Genomic DNA, 25,539 nt, shown 5'->3' with positions numbered 1-25,539 from the left:
TAAAATAATCTGATAATTTTTAAAAGTTTTGATTTAGTAATTAATCTTGCTCTTCATCAGTTTCTTCTGAAGCTGCTACTTCCTGGTCTTCTTCAGCAGGAACAATTGCAAGACTTGCAACTTTATTGTTGTCATTAACTTTAATCAAGCGTACACCGAGAGTGCTGCGACCTGTTTGAGAGACGTCATTTGTCTTGAAGCGAATCATGATGCCATCATCAGTGATAACCATAATATCCTGCCTGCCATCAATCACTGTTACTCCTGACAATGGACCATTTTTCTCGGTAATATTTGCGGTTTTAATACCTTTACCGCCACGACCCTTTGTTGGATATTCAGAAGCCGCTGTTCTCTTGCCATAACCTTTTTCAGAAATGACCAAGACTTCATCACTATTCTTAACGACGCCAGAACCAACAACATAATCATTTTCGCGCAAATTAATTCCGCGAACACCGGCAGCAGTTCGACCCATAGATCTAACAGTTTTTTCATTAAAGCGTACTGCATAACCTAAGTGAGTGCCGATTAAAATATCCTGACTGCCATCTGTAGCCAAAACGTTATTCAACTCGTCGCCATCGCGCAATGTCAATGCAATTAGGCCGCTATTGCGAATATTGCAGAATTCACTGACATGTGTACGTTTGACCGTTCCCATCTTCGTAATAAAGAACAGGTACTGGTCATCGGCATCTTCAGGAATATTGACGATTGTCTGGATCTTTTCACCCTTTTCCAGTTGCAACAAGTTGACTATTGGCAATCCTTTGGCAGTACGGCCAAATTCTGGAATTTCATAGGCTTTCTTAGAATAAACTTTGCCCTTGTTGGTAAAGAACAGCAACGTATCATGCGTGCTTGAGTAAATTAGATTGGCAATGAAGTCGCCATCTTTAACGCCCATGCCTTTAATACCTTTGCCGCCACGATTTTGGGTCTTGAATTCAGTAATTGGCATCCGCTTAATGTAGCCACTATGGGTTAAAGTTAGTAAAACATCTTGTTTTTCAATTAAATCTTCATCTTCAATTGAAACAACTTCACTGGCACCAATTTTAGTCCGCCGATCATCACCAAAGCGCTTTTGAATATCTAACAATTCATTATAAATGATCTCATTAATTCGCTCTGGTTTTGCCAAAATATCTTTATAATCAGCAATCTTGGCTTGTAGTTCTTTGTATTCAGCCTCAACCTTGTCACGCTCAAGACCAGTTAACCGTACCAGTCTCATGTCTAAAATAGCTTGTGACTGCTTGTCATCAAGACCAAAACGACTGATTAAAGCAGCTTTTGCAATATCACTTGATTGACTCTGACGAATTATATGAACAATTTCGTCAATATGATCAAGAGCAATCTGCAGACCTTCAAGAATATGAGCCCGAGCTTCAGCCTTTTCCAACTCAAATTTAGTTCTGCGAGTAACAACATCTTCTTGGTGTTCCAAGTAATATTGCAACATTTGCTTGAGGCTGAGAAAGTGTGGTGCACCATCGACAATTGCTACCATATTCATGCCAAAATTAGCCTGCATTTGTGTCAGCTTAAACAAGTTATTTAAAACCACACTGGCACTGGCATCACGGCGGATATCAATAGTAATTCTCATCCCCGTTTGATCCGATTCATCACGCACACCGGTAATACCATCAATTGTTTTAGCACGTGCTAAATCAGCAATTTTCTTAACCAGTTCTGCTTTATTGACCAAGTAGGGTATTTCAGTGACAACTATTCTTTCACGGCCACTTTTTTCAGTTTCAATATTAGTATTAGCACGAACAACGATATTGCCTCGACCAGTTTCATAGGCGCGATAAATGCCACCGCGACCCATGATAGTACCACCTGTAGGAAAATCTGGACCCGGGATTGCCTTCATTAGTTCTTTAGTAGTGACATCAGGATTGTTCATTAGCATGTGCAGGCCCTTAATCACTTCTGATAAATTGTGCGGCGGAATGTTGGTAGTCATACCAACCGCAATACCACTAGTACCGTTAACTAATAAGTTTGGTATTCTAGCCGGCAAAACTACTGGTTCATTTTCAGAATCATCATAATTACGTTGCCAATTAACAGTGTTTTTATTGATATCCCGCAGCATTTCAACTGCAATTTTGCTCATGCGCGCCTCAGTATAACGCATTGCGGCTGGTTCATCACCATCAACTGAACCAAAGTTTCCGTGACCATCGACAAGCATATAGCGGTAGCTGAAATCTTGTGCCATATGAGCCATTGCTAAATAAATTGAGGAATCACCGTGAGGGTGAAACTTACCCATAACTTCCCCAACGATTCTGGCTGATTTTTTGTATGGTTTATCTGGTGTAACTCCTAGTTCACTCATGCCATATAGAATCCGGCGTTGAACCGGCTTCAAGCCATCGCGTACATCGGGTAAAGCCCGTGCTACGATAACGGACATGGCATAATCCAGGAATGAACTATTCATTACGCTGGTCAAATCAACGTTTCTTATTCTGTGATCCTGACCTTGATTGTCGTTATCCATTTAAACCTCCTATGCATCCAAGTTTTCAACGTATTTAGCGTTAGTTTCAATAAAATTGCGCCGCGGTCCTACTTCATTGCCCATAAGCAATTCAAATACTTCATCGGCATTTTTAGCGTATTCCGGACTTACACGGTCGAGTCTTCTATTTTCAGGATTCATGGTTGTATCCCATAGCTGTTCCGGATCCATTTCACCTAGTCCCTTATAGCGCTGTACCAGCGGCTTAGGACTTGGTTGTAAACTACCTAAATAGTCATGCAATTCTTCATCAGTATCTAAGTATCTGACCACTTTGCCTTGGCGCACTTGATATAGAGGCGGACGTGCAATATAAACGTAGCCTTTTTCAATCATCGGACGCATGTAATTATAAAAGAGGGTTAAGAGCAAGGTCCGAATATGAGCCCCATCGACATCAGCATCTGTCATAATGATTAACTTATGATAACGAGCCTTAGAAACATCAAAGTCTGCACCAAAACCGGTACCTAAAGCTGTAAAAAGTGAACGAATTTCTTGGTTAGCCAAAATACGATCCATTGAAGCTTTTTCAACGTTCAGAATTTTACCACGGATCGGCAAAATTGCCTGAGTTAATCTTGAACGTCCTTGTTTAGCAGAACCGCCGGCAGAATTACCCTCAACTATGAATAATTCAGAAATGCTAGGATCATTACTGGTGTTGTCAGCCAACTTACCAGGCAGATTGGCAATTTCTAGTCCTGATTTTTTACGTGTAACCTCACGAGCGCGTTTAGCAGCTGTCCGAGCACGTTCAGCTAACTGAGCCTTTTCAACAATTTTGCGACCAACCTGAGGATTTTCCATTAAGAAACGGTTGAAAGTTTCAGAAAAAGCATGATCAACGGCTGTTCGAGCGTCTGAATTGCCTAATTTAGTTTTAGTCTGGCCTTCAAATTGAGGGTTAGGATGTTTGACAGAAACTACAGCGGTCATTCCTTCCCGAATATCTTCTCCTGAAAGATTATCATCACTGTCTTTTAACAATTTGGTTTTATGGGCATAATCATTAACTACGCGCGTTAAAGCTGTCTTAAATCCAGCCTCATGCATTCCACCTTCATAAGTATGAATATTATTGGCAAAGGTCATTAACGTTGTTTTATAACCTTTTGTATATTGCAAAGATACTTCAACGTTAATATCGTTGTCGTTACCTTCTACGTAAATTGGTTCATCGAATAATACTTCTGTGTCACGGTTTAAGAATGACACATATTCCTGAATACCACCTTCATAGTGGTAAACATCGGTTTCTGCACTATCTTTTCTTTTATCGGTAAAGGTTAATTTCAAGCCTTTGTTTAAAAAAGCCAATTCACGAATTCGGTTTTTGAGAATTTTATCATCAAAAGAAGTAGTTTCAGTAAAAATATCAGGATCTGGGAAAAAGTGCACTATTGTTCCATGTTCAGATAAGGGCACGGTTCCAATCATTTTCATTTCATCAACTACGCGACCACGACTAAAGTCGATAAAATACTTTTTACCATCACGCATTGTTGTAACGTCTAGTTTGGTTGACAAAGCGTTAACGACAGACGCACCAACTCCGTGCAAGCCACCGGATACTTTGTAGCCACCTCCGCCAAATTTACCGCCTGCATGCAGGACAGTAAAAACCGTTTCAAGTGCCGGACGACCGGTTTTCTTTTGAATATCTACCGGAATTCCACGCCCATCATCTTGAACGGTAACACTGCCATCCTCATTAATAGTAACTTCAATCTTGCTGGCAAAGCCTGCTAAGCTTTCATCAATACCATTATCTATTATTTCCCATACTAAATGGTGTAATCCCTGAGAACTGGTTGAGCCAATATACATTCCTGGACGTTTACGAACTGCTTCAAGTCCGCCTAAGACTTGAATCTGACTGGCATTATATTTATCGGCTTCTTTTTCGTATTGCTTAATTTGATTAAGATTTTCTTTGTTATTATCTGCCATGCAATTTCCCCTCTTCTAAATAAATTTGTCCAGATTTTATGCGGTATATTTTCGGCTTTTTAATTATTTCCCAGGAAATACCCTCAAGATCTGTTGTCGTAATAAATGTTTGCGTTTTTCCGTGGATGTAGTTAAGTAGAGCACTTTGACGGTTATGATCAAGCTCGCTCATTACATCATCAAGCAATAATAATGGATATTCGTCAGTTATTTGGTGCACAAGTTGTATTTCTGCTAGTTTGATGCTAAGTGCTATAGTTCTTTGTTGTCCTTGGGAACCATACAAATGTGCATCTTTTCCATCAAGCTCAAATTCAATGTCATCCCTGTGAGGTCCACTTAATGTCGTACCTTTGAGGATTTCAACCTTTTTATTTTTCTGAAAATTATTTAATACTTTATGGTAAACTTCTTCGACACTGTCTTTTGCAGAAATTTCCTTTACTGATGGTCGATAAGTTACCTCAAATTTCTCTGCACTGGTACTAATATGCGCATATGCATCTCTAGCATATTGGTCTAGGTAGTTTAAAAATTGAAAACGGCGAACAATTACTTCTGCAGCAACTCCAGCTAATTGATCAGATAAAACCTCTAAAAACAGGGTATCATGCGTATCACCTTTAGCCAGTTGCTTCAAGTAATTGTTTTTTTGCTGCAAAACCTGTTTATACTTCCCCGCAAAATAAAGGTATTCTGCACTAATTTGACCAAACTCTTGATCCATAAACCGACGTCTTAAATTAGGAGCACCTTTAATCAGGTCTAAATCTTCCGGAGAAAACAAAATAGCATTCAGCTCGCCAACATATTTAGATAATTTTGCTTGTTCAACTCGATTAACCCAAACTTTTTTGCCCTTGGTAGTAATTAAAACCCGCAAGGACAAATCAACTTGACTTTTGTAAATGTGCCCGGAAACATTGGCATAATCTTTGCCAAAAGCAATCAGTTCTTTGTCATTACTAGTTCGATGAGACCGAGTTAAAGCCAAAAAATAAATTGCTTCAAGCAGATTAGTTTTGCCTTGAGCATTTTGTCCTATAAAAATATTCACATTAGGATCAAAATCAACCTCAAATTGCTGTAAATTGCGGTAATTTTGGGCAATAAAATGCTTGAGATACATTAATGCTACCGCAATTCGTAAGTTTCTTGATTAATTTCAAGCTTATCGCCAGAACGCAACTTCTTACCCCGGCGATTTTCCTTAATTCCGTTTAATAAAACTGGATTATCCTGCAAATACCACTTAGCCTGACCACCAGAAGAAATGATACTTTCTTTTTTTAAAAATTGACCCAGAGTAATATATTCACTCGTTAACTTTATTTCTTTGATCATAACCACCTTCGCCACTTTAAATACCTATAATAAGTATATTCGTTTCACAAACAAAAAACAACTAAAAGCCCATATAAAGCCATATAAACGGATTTTTCCAAAATAAACAATTCATAGTGATCGACATTAAAAATAAGCCAGCAAGCTTTTTCGGTCGATTACAAAAATTTGACTACAAAAAAAGTCATCAAATGATGACTTTTTAGCTTTTGTGGTTTTGACAATGATTAAAATGTTCTAACTGGTGTAATTAATTGAACAAAATCAATATCAGTTTTATCTGGATTGACAGTAAACGGACGCAATGGCTGCGTGAAATCCATAATGACAGAATCTGTTACTGAAGCTTTTAGTGCGTCTCGCAGGTAATCCGGGTTGAACGAAATCTTTAGATTGTTACCTTCAAGTTTCTTAAAACTAACGTCTTCTTCCACATTACCAATTTCTGCTGACTCACCGGACAATTTTGCACTTTGTTTTTCGGTATCTAGCGTTAAATCGACCACATTATTGCGTCCTGCATGTGTCAACAGACTTGCCCGGTCTAATGCACTCGAAAGTTCCATTAAATCAAATTCTACAGTTGTTGTACTGTCAGTCGGAATTAAGCGCTCAGTATCAGGATAACTACCTTCAAGTAAGCGTGAATAAAACAGAATGTTGCCAATCTCAAAAAGTACTTGATTTTCACCAGGACAAACTTTAATTTCCGGATCGGTTTCACCAATAATTCGTGCTAATTCAAGTAAACTTTTTCCAGGTATAATCAGATCCGTTTTAGCTTGCGGTCCATTTTCCAAAGTCAATGCTCGACTAGATAATCTGTGTGAGTCTGTTGCTACAGCATGGATTTTGTCTGGACTAAAAGTAAAGTGTACTCCGGTTAACACTAAACGGCTTTCCTGTGTCGCAACTGCAAATTGGGTTTCATTGATTATTTCACGAAAAGTTTTCCCCGAAATAACAAAAGAGGACTCGTCTGGAATTTCCGGTAATCTTGGATAGTTATTGGCATCTAAACCATTGATAGTAAATTCACTGTTTTCAGAAATAATTTGTGTTTGAAAACTTTCTTTAACTTCTAATGAAAATTCTTTTCCTGGTAACCGTCTGATAATTTCACTGAAAAAACGAGCTGGTAAAACGATTGAACCTGTTGATGCAACTGTTAAGTCTTCACTTACCGGTATTTTAATCTCAATTGAAATATCAGTGTCACTGCCTGTTAGAAGTAATTCATCTTCAGTCAGATTAATTTTAATTCCACTAAGAATAGGAATAGTTGCTCTTGAAGAAATTGCATGCATTACGTTGTTTAAATTGTCTAAGAAAAGATTTCTGTTTACTGTAAATTTCATTTGGTGCCTCCTGTTATTTTGTCTGTTTCCTTTATTTTAATTATATATTTAATTAGTAGTATTAGTAGGTCCTGTGATTTCTGTTGAAAAGTTACACAGTTCTTAAAAGAACGTAATTATTACGGTTAAGAAGATGTGAACAAGTTCGTTACTTATCCACAATTAATAACTTTTAGCGATCAAGCATTTGTTTTAAATCAAATACTGCAGTTTTGATATCAGCATTTGTTTTAATTTCCCGACTGATTTTTTCGTAAGCATGCATCACTGTTGTATGATCTTTGCCACCGAATTCCTGTCCGATTTTGGGAAGACTGGAATCTGTCAATTCGCGTGACAAATACATTGCAATTTGTCTGGGAACAACGATCTGTCTAACGCGCTTTTTTCCTTTCAATTCATAGGTTGAAGTCTGGAAATAGTTAGCAACAACTTCTTGAATTTTAGAAATTTGCAGTCCCTGATTCTTTTGAACTAGTTTGAGATCTGCCAAGGCTTCTCTAGCCAAATTAACATTGATATCTTCATGTTCAATTGTGGCATGTGCCTGAACTTTTACCAGAGCCCCTTCAAGTTCACGAATATTAGTATCAACTTGGGAAGCTATATAGTCGAGTGTATTATCATCTATTATTAGATTCTCAGCCTCTGCTTTTTTACGTAAAATCGCGATGCGTGTTTCCAAATCAGGTGGGGTAATTTCGACTTGCAAACCCCAGGTAAAACGAGATACCAGTCTTTCTGATAGGTCAGGAATTTCAGTAGGAAGGCGATCACTCGTCATGACTATTTGCTTTTGATCATTGTAGAGAGTCTCAAAAGTATGGAAAAATTCTTCTTGAATACCCTCTTTTTTAGCGAAAAACTGAATATCATCTACAAGCAACAAATCGCAAGTGCGATATTTTGCACGAAATTGATCTTGAGTTTTGTTTTTGATTGAGTTTATAAAATCATTAACAAAAGTTTCGCTTTGAATATAAACGACTTTGGCATTGGGACGCTCTGTCAGCATTTGATGTCCGATAGCTTGCATCAAGTGCGTCTTTCCAAGCCCTACGCCACCAAAAATAAAAAGAGGGTTGTAAAAACTGCCCGGACTGTCAGCAACTGCCAAGGCTGCACCTGCAGCCAATTTATTGCCTTCACCCTGAACAAAATTGTCGAACGTGTACTTTTCGTTAAGCTTAAGATTACGGACAAATGCATTTTCCATTTGAGGTCGTGCACTTTCTGACATTGAGTCTGTTTTTAGCTTAGGTGTTACAAGGCGCTCAGTACTGTTGTCACCTTCAATTTGAAAAACCGGCATGACTTCAATATTGGCATAGCCGTAGGCAGATTGAATCAGTTGTGAGGCCAAATTTTTTTCCCAATACCCTTTGGTTACGGGATTTTGCACGGCAATTTTTAGTTCATGAGTTTCCTTATTATAGGAAATTGGTCTTGTATTTTTAAACCATGCGTTATAAGCAACTTCATTAAAATGTTCACGCATCTCGCTATTAAAATGATGCCAAAATTTATTAATGTCAAACAAAATAATTCCCTCCGCATACGTTAAGCAAAACTTATTTTACCATCTAATAAAAATGTTTTCCACAAGTGCACAAAAAGAATTCAGAATCAACAAGCTGTGGATATAATTTACAGAAAAATACACAAAAACTAAGTAAATTTAAAAAACTTTTTGCTTATTTACATAAGCAATTGTGGAAATCTTTTGCTATAACAGCAGTCTTTTTAACAAAGTGTGAAACATAATATCCACATGGTGTGTAAAACTTTTTAAACAGGTTGTAGATTGTGGATAAAGTTGTGCAAAATACTGTGACTTTGATTTTGTGGACAATTTTAGAGCTTTTATTTTAAACAAATAAAGCAAAGGCTAATTAGAAAATTACTTCTTGTCTTAACATAAAATAAAAAGTAATAAATGCTAATACAATTAACAATTGTTACTTTTAAAATTCTTTCTGTTAATAATATAAAGCTTATACTTGCTTTGTCATGAACCAGCATATAGTTCTATGAATAATTATGAAGAAAATGTGTAAGTCTATTAAAACTTGTAAATGAATAAAAAGCGTTTCTACTATAATAAAATTAGTAAAAACGCTTCTTCAATTTGTCTAAAATTAATCTTTTAATATTCTGACGAGCCAGTTGTTGCATCGATTTGCTCAGACGTTACATTGACATCTTCTACCAAACCGGATAGAACTCTACCAACTTTGCGTCCTGAATGCATTCCTTCTGCAAGTGCTGTGCCTGATGATGGGTAATAATTTGCATTCCAACCACCAGAATTGCAGCCGATAGCATATAGATGTGCAATCTTTTTGTCATTATGATCAACTACTTCATAATTAGTGGTTACTTTTAAGCCGCCAATTGCTCCAAAATTGCTATCCTTGTGAGCGTAGGCATAGAATGGAGCATGTAGTTCGTGCAAGCCTTCTTTACGACCAAACTCTTTATCTGCACCACTTACAGCGTTGTCATTCCAGGTTTCTAGTTGTTGTTTTAAGTTTTCAGCTGGTACGTTGATTTTAGCAGCTAATTCTGCAATTGAGTCTGCTTTAAACATTTGACCGGAATTAATATCCTTTTGTGTGTCTGCATCAGATTTCCAGGGTGTAAATGGAGCAGAGAAAGTCGATGAATCGAAGATCTGCCAAGTTGGCTTGTTCCAAATTAATTCTTGCTGATAAGTAGCACGAGTTAGATAACCGTAGGTAGTATCTTCGTTGATGTAACGTTTACCGTTGCCATTTACATAAAACATTGGTGGTGTCGGCAGATTATCTGCTGCACCTACATTGCTCTTGAAATCAACATCCATCGAGCCACCTAAGCCTTCAGTTGCAGCGTTAAGTGCTAATCCCATTAAAATGCCGTCACCGGTATCATATTTAGAATTAGTCAAGGCATGGTTTTTAATATCACGATATTGTTGCGGAGCAAATTCTTTAGCTAATTTTTCATTATAGTCAATACCTGCAGTAGCCAGGACTACTCCTTTATTAGCACGATAATAACTAGTTTTGCCTTTGTAATTAGTTACTACGCCAGCAACTGATTTGTCAGTATAGCTGTTGGTTACTAAATTAATTACAGGAGTATCAAAGAAAATCTTTATTCCCAGACGTTCAGCTTCTTTTCTTACTGCATCAATCATTACGCAGCCACTGCCTAAACCGCCACCGTGCTCATAAACGTGAATTCTTTGAGCAAAGTAATCTTTGTTTTCATAGGGAATAACTCTGTGACCGTAGACGGAGGTCCACTTTATCCCTAAAGTTGCCAGCCATTCAATATTATTAGCAGAATCTTCAGCTAGTTCTTTTATCATCTGAGGATTTACTCTGCCTTCACCTGCTTGAATTAACTCTTGAGCATGTAGTTCGGGATTGTCATTTTGATAATCTGTAAACTCTTTTTGATATTTATCGCCAGAACCTTGAATGACACCAGCGGAATAATTACTGGTTCCACCGACCATTCCTGTTTTTTCAAAAATAACTACGCTATTACCATGCTTTTTGGCTTCAATAGCAGCTGATAATCCGGAGATACCTGAACCAACAACAATCACGTCATAGGTATCATCAAATTGCACTTGAGATTCGATATACTTGTTATTGTTTACTTTGGCATAAACCGGATAGTTAGGCTTCTTACTCGGTTTTACTTTAGGATTAACGGCATCGTCTGCGGTTAATTTTCCTTGAGCAACTTCTAAAGCTTTATTTACACCATTAACAACTGCTGAGGTACTTACTGAAACTGATGTAACAACATCAACATCGGTACTACCAGCTTCTTCAATTCTGTTAATCATTGTTGGTATTGCATAGGATCCAACCGTATATGGCTGGACACCGTCAACAGCAACTTTGATTATTTTACCATCCTTTAATGTAACGTTACTGGTTAATAAGCTGTGAAAGCCTTGAGCAGCACCTTTAAAAACACCACTTATCATAAAAATCTCCTTTTTTATATCAAAATTGTTTTAAGCGCTATGGAAAACGCTTGCCTACAAAGATAATTTTATCATCAATAAGTAATAGAATGATTAAAAAATAGTAAAGAATGTGAAGTATTGTGTAAAATAAATTGATCTTAAAATGATGTTATTGCGGCAACGTAAGTTGCTATTTTAAAGTGATTTCAAAATCGATATCATGATTTTATTGTAAACAGTAATTATTATTTGAAGTAATTTGTGAAACGCAAAACAAAATTATAGTAAAACTTGATTATAAAGAAAGTAACATTACGATTGAAGGAGTAAAATTATAAGTATGCTTTTTATTTGATACAATTAATAGTGCTGAATAGTCTAATTATTTGCAACTAAAAATATTTCTTTATTGTGAGGTACCAATATGAATTATCAAGATTATGTTGAGTTGGGACTGAAAGATGACGGCAACTTAAAGGTGATACTAAAAGGCAGTGTTGAAATCAGTGCACATAAAGCAGAAAAAGTGGGTGTTGTTGGTGTGGTTTATATTACGCAGAGTATTGAACGGGCCAGGCAAAAGCTGGAGGAACTGACTGCCAAACAAGCAGAAGGAGATTATTACATGGTTTATAGTTGTCCGTTTGATACCGATTTGCCAGCGCTTGGACATTATCCATCAATTGAAATTACTAAGACTGATCTGTTATAGAAAGTTGGAAGAATTTTTCAGGGTCAGTTTAAGCCAAGTCACAAATTATTCCTAAATTGGTAATTAATCCTGATGTTTTTTGTCTTTTTACTTGGTTTTTTACTTTAATCATGGTATTCTAGATATTAAATTGTGCAGTCTGCATACAAAAAATTGGAGGTGTAGTTTAATGACAACTAAAAGAACTTACCAACCTAAAAAGCGTCACAGTTCAAGAGTTCATGGCTTTATGAAACGGATGAGTACATCTAATGGCCGTAAGGTTTTGGCTAGACGCCGTGCAAAGGGTAGAAAAGTCTTATCTGCTTAAACCACTGAAATCCCAGTGGTTTTTTTAATTTATAAGAGTGGAATGAAACGTTTTGAGAAAGTCTTATCGCGTTAAAACAGAAAATGATTTTCAAACAGTTTTTAAATCAGGTAATTCAATAGCAAACCGGGCTTTTGTTATTTATCAACAAGACAAACCAGAAAATGAACATTTTCGCGTTGGTATTTCTGTTGGTAAAAAAGTCGGACATACTGCTGTAGTTCGTAATCGCCTCAAACGTTATATTCGTGCTGTTCTTACGGAAAATAAACCTTTAATTAAGCCACATATTGATTTTCTAGTGATTGCTAGACCGTATGCACGCAATTTTAGATGGGATGATGTTCGTAAGAACCTCTTGCATGCACTCTTTTTAGCCAATATAATTGAAGAGATACCGAATAAAGTTGAGGAAGATTAGAGTGAAAGACATTTTAACTAAAAAGAATGTCAAGCGTCTACTTGTATTGCTGACAGTGGTTGCATTAGCGGTTGTTTTAACAGGTTGTGCATCAACTGGCAAGCTAAAACCAGTTTCACATACAAGTGGCAGCTGGTGGGATCGCTGGGTCATTTATTACATGTCCACGTTTTTATTGTGGCTGTCGAAGCTGATTGGCAATAATTATGGCTGGGCAATTATTATCTTTACGATTATTGTACGGCTAATTTTGTATCCACTTAGTGCAATTCAGATTAAGAGCACTACCAAGATGCAGAAAATTCAGCCGGAAATAGATGCTTTGCGTAAGAAATATCCTGGTAGCGATACAGAGTCGCGTACTTTGCTTTCGCAGGAAACAAATAAGCTCTATAAAGAAGCTGGGATTAATCCCTATGCCGGATGTTTGCCTTTAATTATTCAGATGCCAGTTATGCTTGCATTATACGGAGCGATTGCTCAAACTCCACAGCTCATGACCGGTCACTTTATGTGGATGGATTTAGGTAAGCCTGACCCATACTTTATTATGCCGATTTTATCAATGATTTTGACATTTGCGTCAACATACATTAGTCAACTTTCAATGCCAAAGGAATCACAGACTTGGTCATCAAAAATTATGACTTATGGTATGGCAATTATGGTTGGTGTAATGGGTATATATTTCCAGTCAGCTATTGTAGTTTACTGGGTAATTTCCAACCTGTTCCAGGTAGTTCAGACTTTCATTCTGCAAAACCCAATTAAGTATCGGCGTGAACTGGAAGAAAAAGAACGCCAGGAACGCGAACGAAAACGGCAGCTAAGAAGAACGTATAAACGATTAAAACGTAGAAAATAATGTTAATCTAAATTAATGATTTAGATAAAGTAGTCAAAGTGCTTTATCCATCGTGATTATTCATGGTGGAGTAATGCGCTTTTTTTATTGAAAAGGAGAAAATCATGGCACAAACTTTAACGGAGTTTGATACAATTGCAGCAATTTCAACGCCAATTGGTGAAGGTGGAATCTCTATTGTCCGCATGTCTGGTGAAGAAGCAGTTAAAATTGCCAATAAGGTTTTCAAGGGTGCTAATTTAATTAAAGTGCCAACACACACTATTCACTATGGTCATATAGTTGATCCAATAAGCGGGCAAGTCATTGACGAAGTTATGGTGTCTGTGATGCTGGCACCTAAAACATTTACCCGTGAGGACATTGTTGAGATCAATTGTCATGGCGGCATTGTTGTCACTAACCATATTTTGCAGCTATTATTAAAAAATGGTGCGCGCATGGCTGATCCTGGTGAATTTACTAAAAGGGCGTTTGTTAATGGCCGCATTGATTTAACTCAAGCTGAAAGCGTAATGGATATTGTTCGTGCTAAAACTGATAAATCCAGACAAGTGGCTGAAACTCAGCTGCAGGGTGGTTTGCTTGAGAAAATCAGGGCAATACGGCAGGAAATTTTAGATACACTAGCCAATGTAGAAGTTAATATTGATTATCCTGAATATGATGCAGATACTGTCACAGCCAAGCAGATAACGAGTGTTTCCCAGGCAGTTATTGCTAAAATAGACAAATTGCTTAAAACGGCAAATGAAGGAACGGCGTTACGTAACGGCCTGGCTACTGCAATCATTGGTCAGCCTAATGTCGGGAAATCATCTTTGCTTAATTATCTGACTCAAAGCGATACGGCTATCGTGACCGATGTTGCAGGTACGACCCGTGACACATTGGAAGAATATGTTTCAGTTGAAAGCGTCCCCTTAAAATTAATTGATACTGCAGGTATCAGATATACTGATAATAAGGTAGAAAAAATTGGGGTTGAACGTTCTAAAAAAGCACTGGCAAAAGCTGATTTAGTTTTGCTCTTGTTTGATTCAAGTAAGGAATTATCCTCTGAAGATTATGCTTTAATTGATGCTACTAGCGGGAAAAAGCGTATTGTCATTTTGAATAAAACGGATTTGGGACAAAAAGTTTCTGCTGCTCAGGTTAAAAAGTTGACCAAGAGTCCAGTAATCGCTATTTCAATCTTACAGAAACAAAATCTTGATCAGTTAGAAGGTGCAATTAAGGAACTGTTTTTCCAGGGTATCGAGAATTCTAATGATCAAGTTATGGTAACTAACCAGAGGCAAGTTGGTCTTTTGGAAAAGGCCAAAAAGCAGCTTCAAGATGTCGTTCAGGCATTAAAAGACGAAGTACCTTTAGATATTGCCCAAATAGATTTCAACGGTGCCTGGGATACTTTAGGCCAGATTACAGGTGAAAGTAGTCCTGATGAATTAGTTAATGAATTGTTTAGTCAATTTTGTTTAGGAAAATAGGTGTAAGTTAATGATTAAAAGTTATGACTCAAATGATTATGATGTCATTGTAGTTGGGGCTGGTCACGCTGGCAGTGAGGCAGCCATAGCTAGTGCCAGAATGGGCCAAAAGACATTGCTTTTAACAATTAGTCTGGATATGGTAGCATTCATGCCCTGCAACCCATCAGTAGGAGGTCCTGCAAAGGGTACGGTAGTACGTGAAATTGATGCTTTAGGTGGCCAAATGGGTAAAAATATTGATGCTACCTACATTCAGATGCGCATGTTAAATACGGGTAAAGGACCAGCTGTAAGAGCATTACGTGCACAGGCCGATAAATGGCAATATCATGAACAGATGAAAAAAGTGATTGAAGAAACGCCCAATTTGACTTTGCGACAAGCAACAGTTGATGAACTGATTGTCGAAGATGGTGTCTGCAAAGGCCTAATTACTAATACTGGGGCTAAATATCACGCTAAAAGCGTTGTTCTAACCACTGGTACGTCAGCTCGCGGCCGCATTTTTATTGGTGAATTAAATTATTCTTCCGGACCTAACAATACAATTCCAGCAATTAAATTATCAGAAAATCTGGAAAAATTAGGATTCAAACTGCGCCGTTTTAAAACGGGTACGCCTCCACGCGTTAACAGCAACACCATTGATTACTCTAAAACTGAAGAAGAACCTGGTGATAAAGTTCCGCGTCATTTTTCTTATGAAACTAAAGATGAAGACTACCTCAAAAATCAGGTTTCCTGCTGGATGACATACACCAATAAAACTACACATAAAATAATCAATCAAAATCTGACCCGGTCCCCGATGTTTTCAGGAGAAATTAAGGGAGTAGGACCGCGTTATTGTCCGTCAATTGAAACCAAAGTTGTTCGTTTTGCGGACAAGCCTCGTCACCAGATTTTTCTGGAACCGGAAGGAAAAAATACTAAAGAAGTTTATGTTGGTGATTTTTCAACCTCAATGCCTGAAGAAATACAGCTAAAGATGTTGCATTCTGTTGCTGGCCTTGAAGATGCGGAATTGATGCGGCCTGGTTATGCTATAGAATACGATGTAATCGATCCCTGGCAGTTAAAACATACCTTGGAAACGAAAAATATCAAAAATTTATTCACCGCTGGACAAATGAATGGTACATCCGGCTATGAAGAAGCAGCGGGGCAAGGACTAATTGCCGGTATTAATGCCGCTTTGCGAGCTGCCGGTCAGCCTGGATTTACATTAGGTCGTGATGAAGCTTATATCGGCGTTTTAATAGATGATTTAGTAACTAAGGGGACAGAAGAGCCTTATCGTTTATTGACCTCAAGAGCGGAATATCGCTTGATTCTGCGTCATGATAATGCTGATTTGCGGTTGACGGATTATGGCTACCAGCTTGGTTTAATATCTGAAGAACGTTATTCCCAGTTTTTGGCAAAGAAAGAACAGATTGCTCAGGCAGCTAATGCAGTTAAAAATATTACGGTTCATCCTACTAAAGAAGTACAGGACTACCTTGCAAGTATAGGAGAAGAGAAGCTCAAAGCCGGTGTTAAAGCAGATGTTTTCTTGAGAAGACCCAAAGTTAGGGTAGCGGATATTGAACGCTTGACGGGGATGCATATTTCAAATGAGCGTTATGTCAGAGAACAAATTGAAATCAACATTAAGTATGCTGGCTATATTAAGAAGGAACAACAACAGATCAATAAATTGCACAAACAGGAGGCAAAGAAAATTCCAGCTGACATTGATTACGGTGCAATTGATGGCCTTGCAACAGAAGCACGTGAAAAGTTTGCGAAAATCAGACCTGAAACAATTGCCCAAGCCGAACGTATTTCGGGGGTTAATCCGGCAGACATGGCAATTTTGAGTGTTTATGTGCAAAATGGTCGCTATGTTAAAATTCATAAATAAATTTAGTAAAAACTTAAAAGTTGTAAAAAATATTTTTCTTTAAATAATGCACACAAAAGAATACACAAATTTTGTGGTAATGATCAAGTAATCACAAATATGATTATTGTTATTATCTAAAAGTTATAAAGTAATTGCTTAACTTTGTGAAGATAATATTTTTACAAAGCGCTTACACCTTGTGCTAATCGTTAATTTTGGTCACTTGAAATTGTGAAATTATATGTTTTAATACAATATGTAAGTAAACATGTATTTAAGGAGATGCACTTTAAAATGGCAAAAATTAATGGCGCAAATGCCATGCTCCAAGTTTTATTGGACTGGCATATTGATCATATTTATGGTTTTCCAGGTGGTTCATTTGACTCAACAATGAATGCTATCCATGACTTTAAGGGTAAGATGAAGTATATTGAAGTTCGGCATGAAGAGGCCGGTGCTTTAGCAGCTTCAGCTGAATATAAATTAACTGGCAAGGTCGGTGTATGCTTTGGCTCAGCTGGTCCTGGTGCTGTTCACTTGATGAACGGTTTGTATGACGCAAAATACGACAAGGTTCCTATGGTTGCTATCGTAGCTAACGTTCCAACTGGTCGTCAGGATATGGATTTCTTCCAGGCTTTTGACGAAAAGCCTTGGTTTGATCCGGTTGCTGTTTGGGATCACCAAATTAAGCGCGCAGATCAAATCCCTTCAATGATGGATGAAGCAATCCGTCAAGCTTATGCCAAGAAGGGTCCAGCTGTCTTAATTCTTCCTAAGGATTTTGGCTGGGACAAGATTAATGACAATTTCCGTGTAAATTACAATGCATTGCACGCAATTCCTAATTATGCAGCTCCAAGAAAAGACGAAGTTGAAGCAGCTGTTAAGCTTCTTGAAGAAGCAAAGAACCCAGTTGTATACTTCGGTCTAGGTATGAAGGGACATGGCGATGTCTTAGAAAAATTCGCTGAAAAATTCAAGACTCCATTAATGTCCTCAGTTATGGCTAAGGGTGTCGTTGAAGATAAATTCCCAGCTTACATGGGTTCAATTGGTCGTGTTGCTCCTAAGCCAAGTGATGATATTCAAACTCATGCAGATGCCGTTATCTGGGTAGGTAATGACTCACCATTCTCATTGTTCTTCTTTGACCCTAAGGCTAAAGTTGTACAAATTGATGTTGATTCAGAAAAATTAGGCAAGCGTCACGCTGTTGATGTTCCAATTTTGGCTGATGGTGCTAAGACTTTACAAGCTATTATTGACGCAGGTCAAGCTCGTGAAGAGTCACCACTTTACAAAGCTGCTATTGCAGACCGTCAAAACTGGGAAGAATGGGAGCACAGCTTTGATGATTCAGACGAAATGCCAATTCGCCGTGAGCCAATTTTTGACATCATCAACAAATACGCTGCTGATGATGCACAATTTGCTATTGATGTTGGTAACATCAATATTGACTTCCAACGTTTAGTAAACTTGCATGATGACCAAACTTGGGCAACTTCAGGTTTGTACGCAACTATGGGCTTTGGTTCACCAGCTGCACTTGCTGCTGCTACTGCTCGCCCAGAACGCGAAGTTTGGAACTTGAGCGGTGATGGTGGTTTTGCCATGATGAGCCAAGAATTGTTGACTGAAGCTCGCTACAACATGCATATCTTAAATGTTGTCTTTACAAATGACACTTTGGGTTACATTGAAGCTGAACAAGTTGATGAATCACACCAACCATTATCAGGTGTTATTATGCCTAATAACGATTGGGCTAAGGTTGCTGAAGGTATGAACGTGAAGGGTGTAACTGTACGCACTAAGAAGGAATTCGAAGACGCAGTTAAAGAATTCAAACAAATGGATGGACCAATGTTAGTTGACATTAAGTTCACCCATGACATGCCTTACTCAACTGAATTGAATACTCTTGATGACCCAGAATTCGTTAAGAAGTATCAAGCTGAAGGTTTGAAACCATTTAGCTATTTTGCTGACAAGTACGGCTTGGTAGAAGATGCAGCTTCAGGTGCTTCAGAAGCTGAAGAAGAGGAGCCTGAGCCAGAACCAGAGCCTGATACAACTTCAGGTGCTTCAGCTCACTAATCACCGTATATATTGGTTTGAAAAAAGCGAAACTTTTGAAAGTTTCGCTTTTTTGCGGTCTTACAAGTATAATGATAGAGTATGAAACTTAAATGATGGAGGACTATAAATGCAACAGTTTGGGATTATAGGCTTATCTGTAATGGGTAAGAACCTTGCTTTGAATGTAAGAAATAATGGCTTTTCCGTTTCTGGTTTTTCTATTGATAAACCAGAAGTAGACGCTTTTGCTAAATATGAAGATGATAAGTTGAAGCCAACATATTCTTGGAAAGAATTTGTTGATTCTTTAGAGAAACCACGTAAGATTTTAATCCAGATTGCGGCTGGTAAACCAGTTGATGAAACTTTACAAAAATTATTACCACTTTTGGATAAAGGCGATATTTTGCTTGACGGAGGTAATTCAAACTTTCACGACACTAACAGGCGCTATCATGAAATGGAAAAACATGGTATTCACTTTATTGGCATGGGCGTTTCAGGCGGTGAAGAAGGTGCTTTAAATGGTCCTGCATTGATGCCAGGTGGAGATGAAGATGCTTATAAGAAAGTAGCTCCGATTTTAGAAGCAATTGCAGCTAAAAATTCTGAAGGTCATCCATGCGTTAGTTTCATTGGGCCTGAAGGCAGTGGTCATTATGTCAAGATGGTACATAATGGGATTGAGTATGGTATCATGCAGGAATTTTCTGAAGTATACGATATCTTACGTAAAGTGGCTGGAAAAACAAATGATGAAATGTCAGCTATTTTTGCTAACTGGAACGAAGGGTTGGTTAAAGCTTACCTCAGTGAAATTACTGCTGAAGTTTTAAAGCAAAAGGACGATTTAACACCTGATCATGTAATTGATCATATCCTGAATATTGCTTCTTATAAAGGTACAGGAAATTGGATGCTGGAAGATGGCGTACACTTAGGTGTTCCAATCAGTGTTATTGCAGAAGCTGTTATTAGCCGTTTCATGTCCAAGGCCACTACACGTGAAGGCAAGGAAATAAAGTGGAACGGTGAAGTTCCACAGGACTTAGTTGATAATTTGGGTAAAGCATTGCAATTAAGCCAAGCTGTTGCTTATGCTCAAGGCTTCCAACAATTAAAAATGGCTGCAGATGCATATAACTGGGACTTGCGTTATCCGGCTATTGCTCAATCATGGGAAGCCGGCTGTATCATTCGTTCATCAATGCTAAAAGATATTGAAAAAGCATTTGCTGAAGGTAAAAAACTCGACAACATGTTCCAGGACCCTTATTTCAAGAATTTGATGAATAAAAACATTCCTGCACTCCGCGCTGTGATTGAACTTGCTACTGAAGCTGGTATTCCTACTCCAACATTGAGTGCCTCACTAAATTACTTGGAATCAATATTTAACCCAAGTCTACCAGCAAACTTGATTCAGGGTCAACGTGATTACTTTGGAGCTCATACTTACTTTAGAAATGATCGTGATGGCGTTTATCATACTGAGTGGTATGAAGAAAAATAAATTGTTACACGTGTAACTACTAAAACCAGTTAAAGCTGAGACTTAACTGGTTTTTTGCTAATGTTAAATCATATTAAAAAGCGGAGGTAATATGAAAGATAAAAGAGAACAAATAAAACTTCTACTGGAAGCTATGATAGTTGGACTGTTCAGTGGCTTTGTAGTGGGCTTCTTTCGTTTTGGCATAGGAAAGATGACTGAGCTGTGGCTTAACTTGTTTCACGTGGCACATCGGAATGCATTATGGTTCATTCCGATTGTTATTGGACTTGCTTTAGTAGGATTAATTGCCGGTTATTTTGTTAAAAAGTATCCTCACGTTGGTGGATCAGGCATTCCTGAAGTTAAATTACAACTTGCAGGAAATTTAACTTTAAAGTGGTGGCCCACATTGTGGCGTAAAGTTATTGGTGGCATTTTGGTAATCAGCACAGGCTTGTTTTTAGGTCCTGAGGGGCCTTCTTTACAAATAGGTTCAACTATCGGTCAAGGCATTGGAGAGGGCACTAAGGAGTCAAAAACAAACTCTAGGGTGTTGCTAGCGACAGGAGCAGCTAGTGGATTAGCTGCAGCTTTTGGAGCGCCATTAAGTGGTGCTTTATTTGTACTTGAAGAAGTTTTTCATAATTTTTCTCCACGAATTTGGTTAAATGCACTTGCAGGTGCTTTAGTGTCAGATTTTGTTGTTTCAAATATTTTTGGTCAAAAACCGTCTTTGTCCCTTGTTTATCGCCATAGTTTTCCAGTAAAACTATATGGCTACTTACTTGTCTTAGGTTTAATTTTAGGCTTATTGGGTCATCTATATAAAGTTGGCTTATTTAAAGGGAAAAAGATATACGCAAAAATTACTTTCTTGCCAAGTTGGCTGTATGGATTAATTCCACTGACACTATTAATTCCGATCGCTTATTTTTGGCCCTTAATCACTGGACCTGGTAATCGTTTAATTTTAGCCTTGCCACATATTATTCGTCATAGCAGCTGGAAAATAGTTGGTCTACTGTTGTTTTTCTTTATTGTGAGAATTGTTTTTTCTATTATTTCTTACGATTCAGGACTACCAAGTGGTATTTTCTTACCCATATTGACAATGGGAGCTGTGATTGGTGCCAGTTATGGCCTGATGTTAGTTCAATTACATTTATTGCCGGCAAAATTAGTGATAAACTTGGTTATTTTTGCAATGGCCGGATTTTTTGCAGCTGTGATTCGTGCTCCTTTCACGGCAATAATGTTAATTACTGAAATGGTAGGATCGTTACTCCATTTAATGCCACTAGCGGTTGTAGCTTTCATTGCGCTTTTGGTTGATATGCTCCTGAATGGTGACCCAATTTATGGTACCTTGGCTCGTGCGATGTCATCGAAAAGTAAAAAAGATGTTCCTATTATATCTGGTAAAACTGATCAACTGACTGTGCCGATTTATGAGGATAGCCGTCTAGCAGGTAAAGAAATTATGCAGGTGAAATGGCCTAAACATACATTGATTAAGGCAATATATCGTGATGGTCAATATGTAGTTCCCAATGGCCAGTCTATAATTAAAGCCGGTGATTCTCTGGTTTTAACTCTTGATGCAGGTCAGCGCGGACATGTTTTTAGTCAGATAAAACGAATGCAAAAAGTAAAATATGATGGCTAAAGGGTGTAAAGAAAATTATTAGATAAATTTCCATTTTTATAACAATTTTAAAAGCTAATAAATCTACGTTTTTAAACATGATCTATTTAGCTTTTTTATTATATCAAATTTTATTTTTTAGATATTTAGGTGAAGTTTCTGGTGCCCAGATTAAACAAATGACAAAAGCAAGAAAGAGAACGCAAGCACAAACAAGCATTGCTAAGTTGGATCCACCAAGTTCTGTTAAAATTGGCAATAAAAATGTACCGGCAGCAGCGCCAATGCGACTAATTGTAATGCAAGTTCCCACGCCACTTGCTTGAACTTTAGTGTCAAATAATTCTGTAGGATAAGGATAGTCAAGTACCAGACCTGAAGATAAAATGACTGCAAAGATTGAAAAGATAACTATTTTAATTAAAGAAGAAACGTGAGGCATTAATGCTAGAATTCCTATTAATAGTGCAGATAATAGAAAATTACTGATTAAAAACAAACGGCGACTGAGATGATTAAAAAGATAAATGCCTAAAAATATTCCAACTAGCATGCTGACATTGTATAAATCTCCTGAAACTTTAGGATTGCTAATGTCCATGCCTTGCAAAAGAATTGGTAGGAAAATACTGATTCCAAAAAATGCAAAGGTTTGGCAGGCGTAAAAACTTCCTCCCACTAATGTACTGCGTAAGTATTTTTTACTAAAAAGAACTGTCCATGAAGTTTGTCCAGCCTTTTTGGAACGCTTAAAGTGACGTGAGATGCCCCATTTATGACCTAGTATTCTACCAATAAGTCTGTTCGCGGCTTTAATTTTACCTTTGCTGGCAAGCCATCCGGGTGAAGGTGGCAATGGAAATAGGCTGCGAAAGAGTGCAGTAATCAATGCTGGAATAGCACCTGTTGCTAAAATGATCTGCCAGGTATGACTACCATAGCCTACCAAATATGTACCGGTTAAGTATGAGGCAATGAAGCCTAAAACCCAATAGATTAACAAATGACTCTGCCTTTTGCTGTCTTCGCCTTTAGGCAGCCATTCAGTCAATAGAGCATTTCCAGCAGTATAATCAATCGCCATCATCAGTCCAATGCCAATCCTGATTAGAAATGTTAAAGAAAGACTGGTTGTCAGAGGATGAAAAAGAGAAAGAATTGCTAAAACATACATATTGCTCATCAATAATTGACTGCGACCAATTTTATCAGATAAGCGACCAATCAGAGCACTGCTGGATAAGCCTATCAAACCACCGGCTCCAATTAATCCAGTCCACATGTTACTAATTTGAATGTATTTGGCAGCACTGTTCATAGCTACGCCGGTAATTCCTAGTGAGAAGCCACAAGTAAATTGCCCTAAAGCAATTGCAGTCATTACGCGTAAATGAACTTTTGAAAGAGGTGCCTTTTTATAATCTTTTTTAATTGTTTTTGTCTTTTTTTCTTTCATGATAATAGACTAAATACGAGCTACTTAATCTACTTTACAACTTCCCTTTCATTGAATGAATTAACTGCTACTTAACATAACAAATTTTGACGATTCGTGCAAAAATAACCTAAAATTAATTAAAAGCAAAAATTCATTTTTTAAAAATTAAAATGAATATAACTAAAACTAAGGCTGCAAGGAGCCAAATACTAAAATTTACCACTGCTTTTGCAGCATTTTTTTATCAAGGTTAGTGTGATTAATCAAATATTCGCAGGCAAATATCAAAAAGCTGAATGCGACCAGCCACAAAATGGCACAGAGTCTTCCAGCAATTGAATAAGGGAAAAAGCCAGAATTAAGACTGGTTAGTAAAGCAACAACAAAAAACGTAACAGTGCCAATATAGCGGCTAAACCATTTCTCTTTAGTGTTGGACATGATAATTTACCTTCTTTCAGGAATAAAATGTAAATATTTTTATGAATTATAATAGTAAATAAATAAAAAATAAAGTGTAATTTATCAATTAAGTATAAACAAAAAGGCCACTTCTAAAAGTGACCTTTGTAATTAGACAGATATTCTTACATATTTGTGATCAGGAAAAAGAGGACAAATACGACTAATAGAACATACATCATTGGTGAAACTTTCTTGGCTTGTTTAGAAGCGATCATAGTAATCGGGTAAGCAATCATGCCTAAAGCTAAACCGTCTGAAATGCTGTAAGTTAATGGCATACCAACTACTGTCAAAAACGCTGGAAAGGCAATTTCAAACTTATCCCAGTCAATTTTCTTCAGGTTGCCTGCCATGAGCACCCCAACAATAATTAACGCTGGAGCAGTAACAGTAGTAGGGATAACTGCCAAAAGTGGACTAAAAATCATTGAAATCAGGAAAAAGATTCCTACAAAAATTGCTGTTAATCCTGTACGACCACCCATGGCAATTCCTGCACTGGATTCCACAGAAGTTCCAAGTGGAGCAGTTCCTAAGACAGCTCCTTCGACCATTGCCAGCGAATCGGAAATAAAGGCTTTTCCAATACGGGGAATTTTACCATTTTCATCAACCATACCGGCTTGTTCAGTCATGCCAATCAGAGTACCCGCAGTATCGAAAAATGTAACTAATAAAAACGTCAAAACCACCATAAATAACTGAGGGGTATTAATGTCTTTTAAATGAAAAACAGCTTGACCAAAAGTAGGTGCAATACTTGGCGCACTGGCTATAATACCTTTGGGAACCGCAACCTGACCAATAATAACTCCGAATATAGCAGTTACTACCATGCCGATAAAAATTGATCCAGGGATATTCATTGTCATTAAAATTACTGTTAAGGTTAAACCGAAGAGGGTAATCCAAACGGCTGGTGAATTAAACTTGCCTAAAGTAACTAAATTTGAATCGCTATTGACTATTAGTTTGCCGTTTTGTAAACCTATAAATGCGATAAATAAGCCAATTCCAGCTGAAATAGCATATTTCAAATCTTGTGGAATAGCATCAACTACTATTTCACGTAATTTCAAGACTGTTATCAAAATAAACAAGATAGACGCTACTAAAACAGCAGCCAAGGCTGTTTGCCAGTTAATATGCATTCCTCCACAAACATTGTAGGCAAAAAAAGCGGCACTGCCTAGTGTAGGAGCTAAGGCTACAGGATAATTTGCTACCAAACCCATAATGAAACAGCCAATTGCAATTGAAACTGCGGTAACTGTAAAGGCTGCTCCTTTATCAATACCAGCTGCGTGTAAAATGTTAGGGTTAACAAAAAGGATGTAGGAGAGACTGACAAATGTGGTTAGTGCAGCTACTAATTCACGTTTAACAGTGGTATGAGCATCGTTTAAATGAAAGACTTTGTCTAATGTCGTCATTTTTTCCTCCAAAAATATTTAAATTATAAAGAACTAATATATCTAGTATATAACTTATTAATTCAGAAAAGCCATGTAAAGCAAAGAATATTTCCGGGGAAATAAAAAAAGCA

The 25,539-nt window shown here is 37.5% G+C and carries 19 protein-coding genes; 9 read left to right on the top strand and 10 right to left on the bottom strand.

Going from position 1 to position 25,539, the window contains the following annotated elements:
* Window positions 1-40: 40 nt before the first annotated feature.
* The 7 genes from gyrA to H3T43_RS03905 form a co-directional block, all read right to left on the bottom strand.
* On the bottom strand, window positions 41-2,527 hold the full coding sequence (gyrA, locus tag H3T43_RS03935; RefSeq protein WP_198212778.1) for a DNA gyrase subunit A: 2,487 nt from the start codon (window positions 2,525-2,527) through the stop codon (window positions 41-43).
* 9 nt (window positions 2,528-2,536) lie between these two features.
* A complete protein-coding gene (gyrB, locus tag H3T43_RS03930) occupies window positions 2,537-4,501 on the bottom strand; it encodes a DNA topoisomerase (ATP-hydrolyzing) subunit B (protein WP_034978623.1) in 1,965 nt (654 codons plus the stop codon).
* The gene (gene recF, locus H3T43_RS03925; RefSeq protein ID WP_198212776.1) at window positions 4,491-5,630 is read right to left on the bottom strand and encodes a DNA replication/repair protein RecF; all 1,140 of its coding nucleotides are present in this window, start codon (window positions 5,628-5,630) and stop codon (window positions 4,491-4,493) included. Before recF ends, gyrB begins: the two co-directional genes overlap by 11 nt.
* A 5-nt stretch (window positions 5,631-5,635) precedes the next feature.
* Window positions 5,636-5,845 (bottom strand): S4 domain-containing protein YaaA, encoded by a 210-nt coding sequence (gene yaaA, locus H3T43_RS03920; RefSeq protein ID WP_052060258.1) that lies wholly within the window; start codon window positions 5,843-5,845, stop codon window positions 5,636-5,638.
* 227 nt (window positions 5,846-6,072) lie between these two features.
* Complete coding sequence (gene dnaN / locus H3T43_RS03915) at window positions 6,073-7,203, bottom strand: DNA polymerase III subunit beta (RefSeq protein ID WP_122051700.1); 1,131 nt, start codon at window positions 7,201-7,203, stop codon at window positions 6,073-6,075.
* Between the two features lie 172 nt (window positions 7,204-7,375).
* Window positions 7,376-8,743: a chromosomal replication initiator protein DnaA gene (gene dnaA / locus H3T43_RS03910; RefSeq protein WP_198212774.1), complete on the bottom strand. Its 1,368-nt coding sequence runs from the start codon at window positions 8,741-8,743 to the stop codon at window positions 7,376-7,378.
* A gap of 606 nt (window positions 8,744-9,349) precedes the next feature.
* The gene (locus H3T43_RS03905; protein ID WP_198212772.1) at window positions 9,350-11,191 is read right to left on the bottom strand and encodes an FAD-dependent oxidoreductase; all 1,842 of its coding nucleotides are present in this window, start codon (window positions 11,189-11,191) and stop codon (window positions 9,350-9,352) included.
* Between the two features lie 406 nt (window positions 11,192-11,597).
* Between H3T43_RS03905 and H3T43_RS03900 the strand changes: the two genes are divergently transcribed.
* The 9 genes from H3T43_RS03900 (at window position 11,598) to H3T43_RS03860 (ending at window position 22,111) form a co-directional block, all read left to right on the top strand.
* On the top strand, window positions 11,598-11,885 hold the full coding sequence (locus H3T43_RS03900) for a hypothetical protein (RefSeq protein WP_198212770.1): 288 nt from the start codon (window positions 11,598-11,600) through the stop codon (window positions 11,883-11,885).
* Window positions 11,886-12,054: 169 nt separating this feature from the next.
* Window positions 12,055-12,195 (top strand): 50S ribosomal protein L34, encoded by a 141-nt coding sequence (gene rpmH / locus H3T43_RS03895; RefSeq protein ID WP_198212768.1) that lies wholly within the window; start codon window positions 12,055-12,057, stop codon window positions 12,193-12,195.
* Window positions 12,196-12,247: 52 nt separating this feature from the next.
* Window positions 12,248-12,616: a ribonuclease P protein component gene (gene rnpA / locus H3T43_RS03890; protein WP_198212766.1), complete on the top strand. Its 369-nt coding sequence runs from the start codon at window positions 12,248-12,250 to the stop codon at window positions 12,614-12,616.
* Window position 12,617: 1 nt separating this feature from the next.
* Window positions 12,618-13,481 (top strand): membrane protein insertase YidC, encoded by an 864-nt coding sequence (locus H3T43_RS03885; protein WP_198212764.1) that lies wholly within the window; start codon window positions 12,618-12,620, stop codon window positions 13,479-13,481.
* A 104-nt stretch (window positions 13,482-13,585) separates the two neighbouring features.
* A complete protein-coding gene (gene mnmE / locus H3T43_RS03880) occupies window positions 13,586-14,971 on the top strand; it encodes a tRNA uridine-5-carboxymethylaminomethyl(34) synthesis GTPase MnmE (protein ID WP_198212762.1) in 1,386 nt (461 codons plus the stop codon).
* 10 nt (window positions 14,972-14,981) lie between these two features.
* A complete protein-coding gene (gene mnmG, locus H3T43_RS03875; protein WP_198212760.1) occupies window positions 14,982-16,880 on the top strand; it encodes a tRNA uridine-5-carboxymethylaminomethyl(34) synthesis enzyme MnmG in 1,899 nt (632 codons plus the stop codon).
* Window positions 16,881-17,156: 276 nt separating this feature from the next.
* Window positions 17,157-18,968, top strand: a complete 1,812-nt coding sequence (gene spxB / locus H3T43_RS03870; protein WP_198212758.1) for a pyruvate oxidase — start codon at window positions 17,157-17,159, stop codon at window positions 18,966-18,968.
* Window positions 18,969-19,077: 109 nt separating this feature from the next.
* On the top strand, window positions 19,078-20,463 hold the full coding sequence (gene gndA, locus H3T43_RS03865; RefSeq protein ID WP_198212756.1) for an NADP-dependent phosphogluconate dehydrogenase: 1,386 nt from the start codon (window positions 19,078-19,080) through the stop codon (window positions 20,461-20,463).
* A gap of 91 nt (window positions 20,464-20,554) precedes the next feature.
* Entirely contained in the window at window positions 20,555-22,111 is a 1,557-nt protein-coding gene (locus H3T43_RS03860) for a ClC family H(+)/Cl(-) exchange transporter (RefSeq protein WP_198212754.1), read from the top strand.
* Window positions 22,112-22,214: 103 nt separating this feature from the next.
* Here the strand turns inward: H3T43_RS03860 and H3T43_RS03855 are convergent, their stop codons facing one another.
* The 3 genes from H3T43_RS03855 to H3T43_RS03845 form a co-directional block, all read right to left on the bottom strand.
* Window positions 22,215-23,549, bottom strand: a complete 1,335-nt coding sequence (locus H3T43_RS03855) for an MFS transporter (RefSeq protein ID WP_370520779.1) — start codon at window positions 23,547-23,549, stop codon at window positions 22,215-22,217.
* A 195-nt stretch (window positions 23,550-23,744) separates the two neighbouring features.
* Window positions 23,745-23,969: a hypothetical protein gene (locus H3T43_RS03850; RefSeq protein ID WP_198212750.1), complete on the bottom strand. Its 225-nt coding sequence runs from the start codon at window positions 23,967-23,969 to the stop codon at window positions 23,745-23,747.
* A gap of 146 nt (window positions 23,970-24,115) precedes the next feature.
* A complete protein-coding gene (locus H3T43_RS03845; RefSeq protein WP_198212748.1) occupies window positions 24,116-25,426 on the bottom strand; it encodes an NCS2 family permease in 1,311 nt (436 codons plus the stop codon).
* Window positions 25,427-25,539: the final 113 nt, after the last annotated feature.

Source organism: Lactobacillus sp. M0396 (assembly GCF_016101625.1).
In the GTDB taxonomy this organism is placed as follows: domain Bacteria; phylum Bacillota; class Bacilli; order Lactobacillales; family Lactobacillaceae; genus Lactobacillus; species Lactobacillus huangpiensis.
Note: the sequence above shows the minus strand (reverse complement) of the source record. Positions and strands in the feature narration are given on the sequence as shown.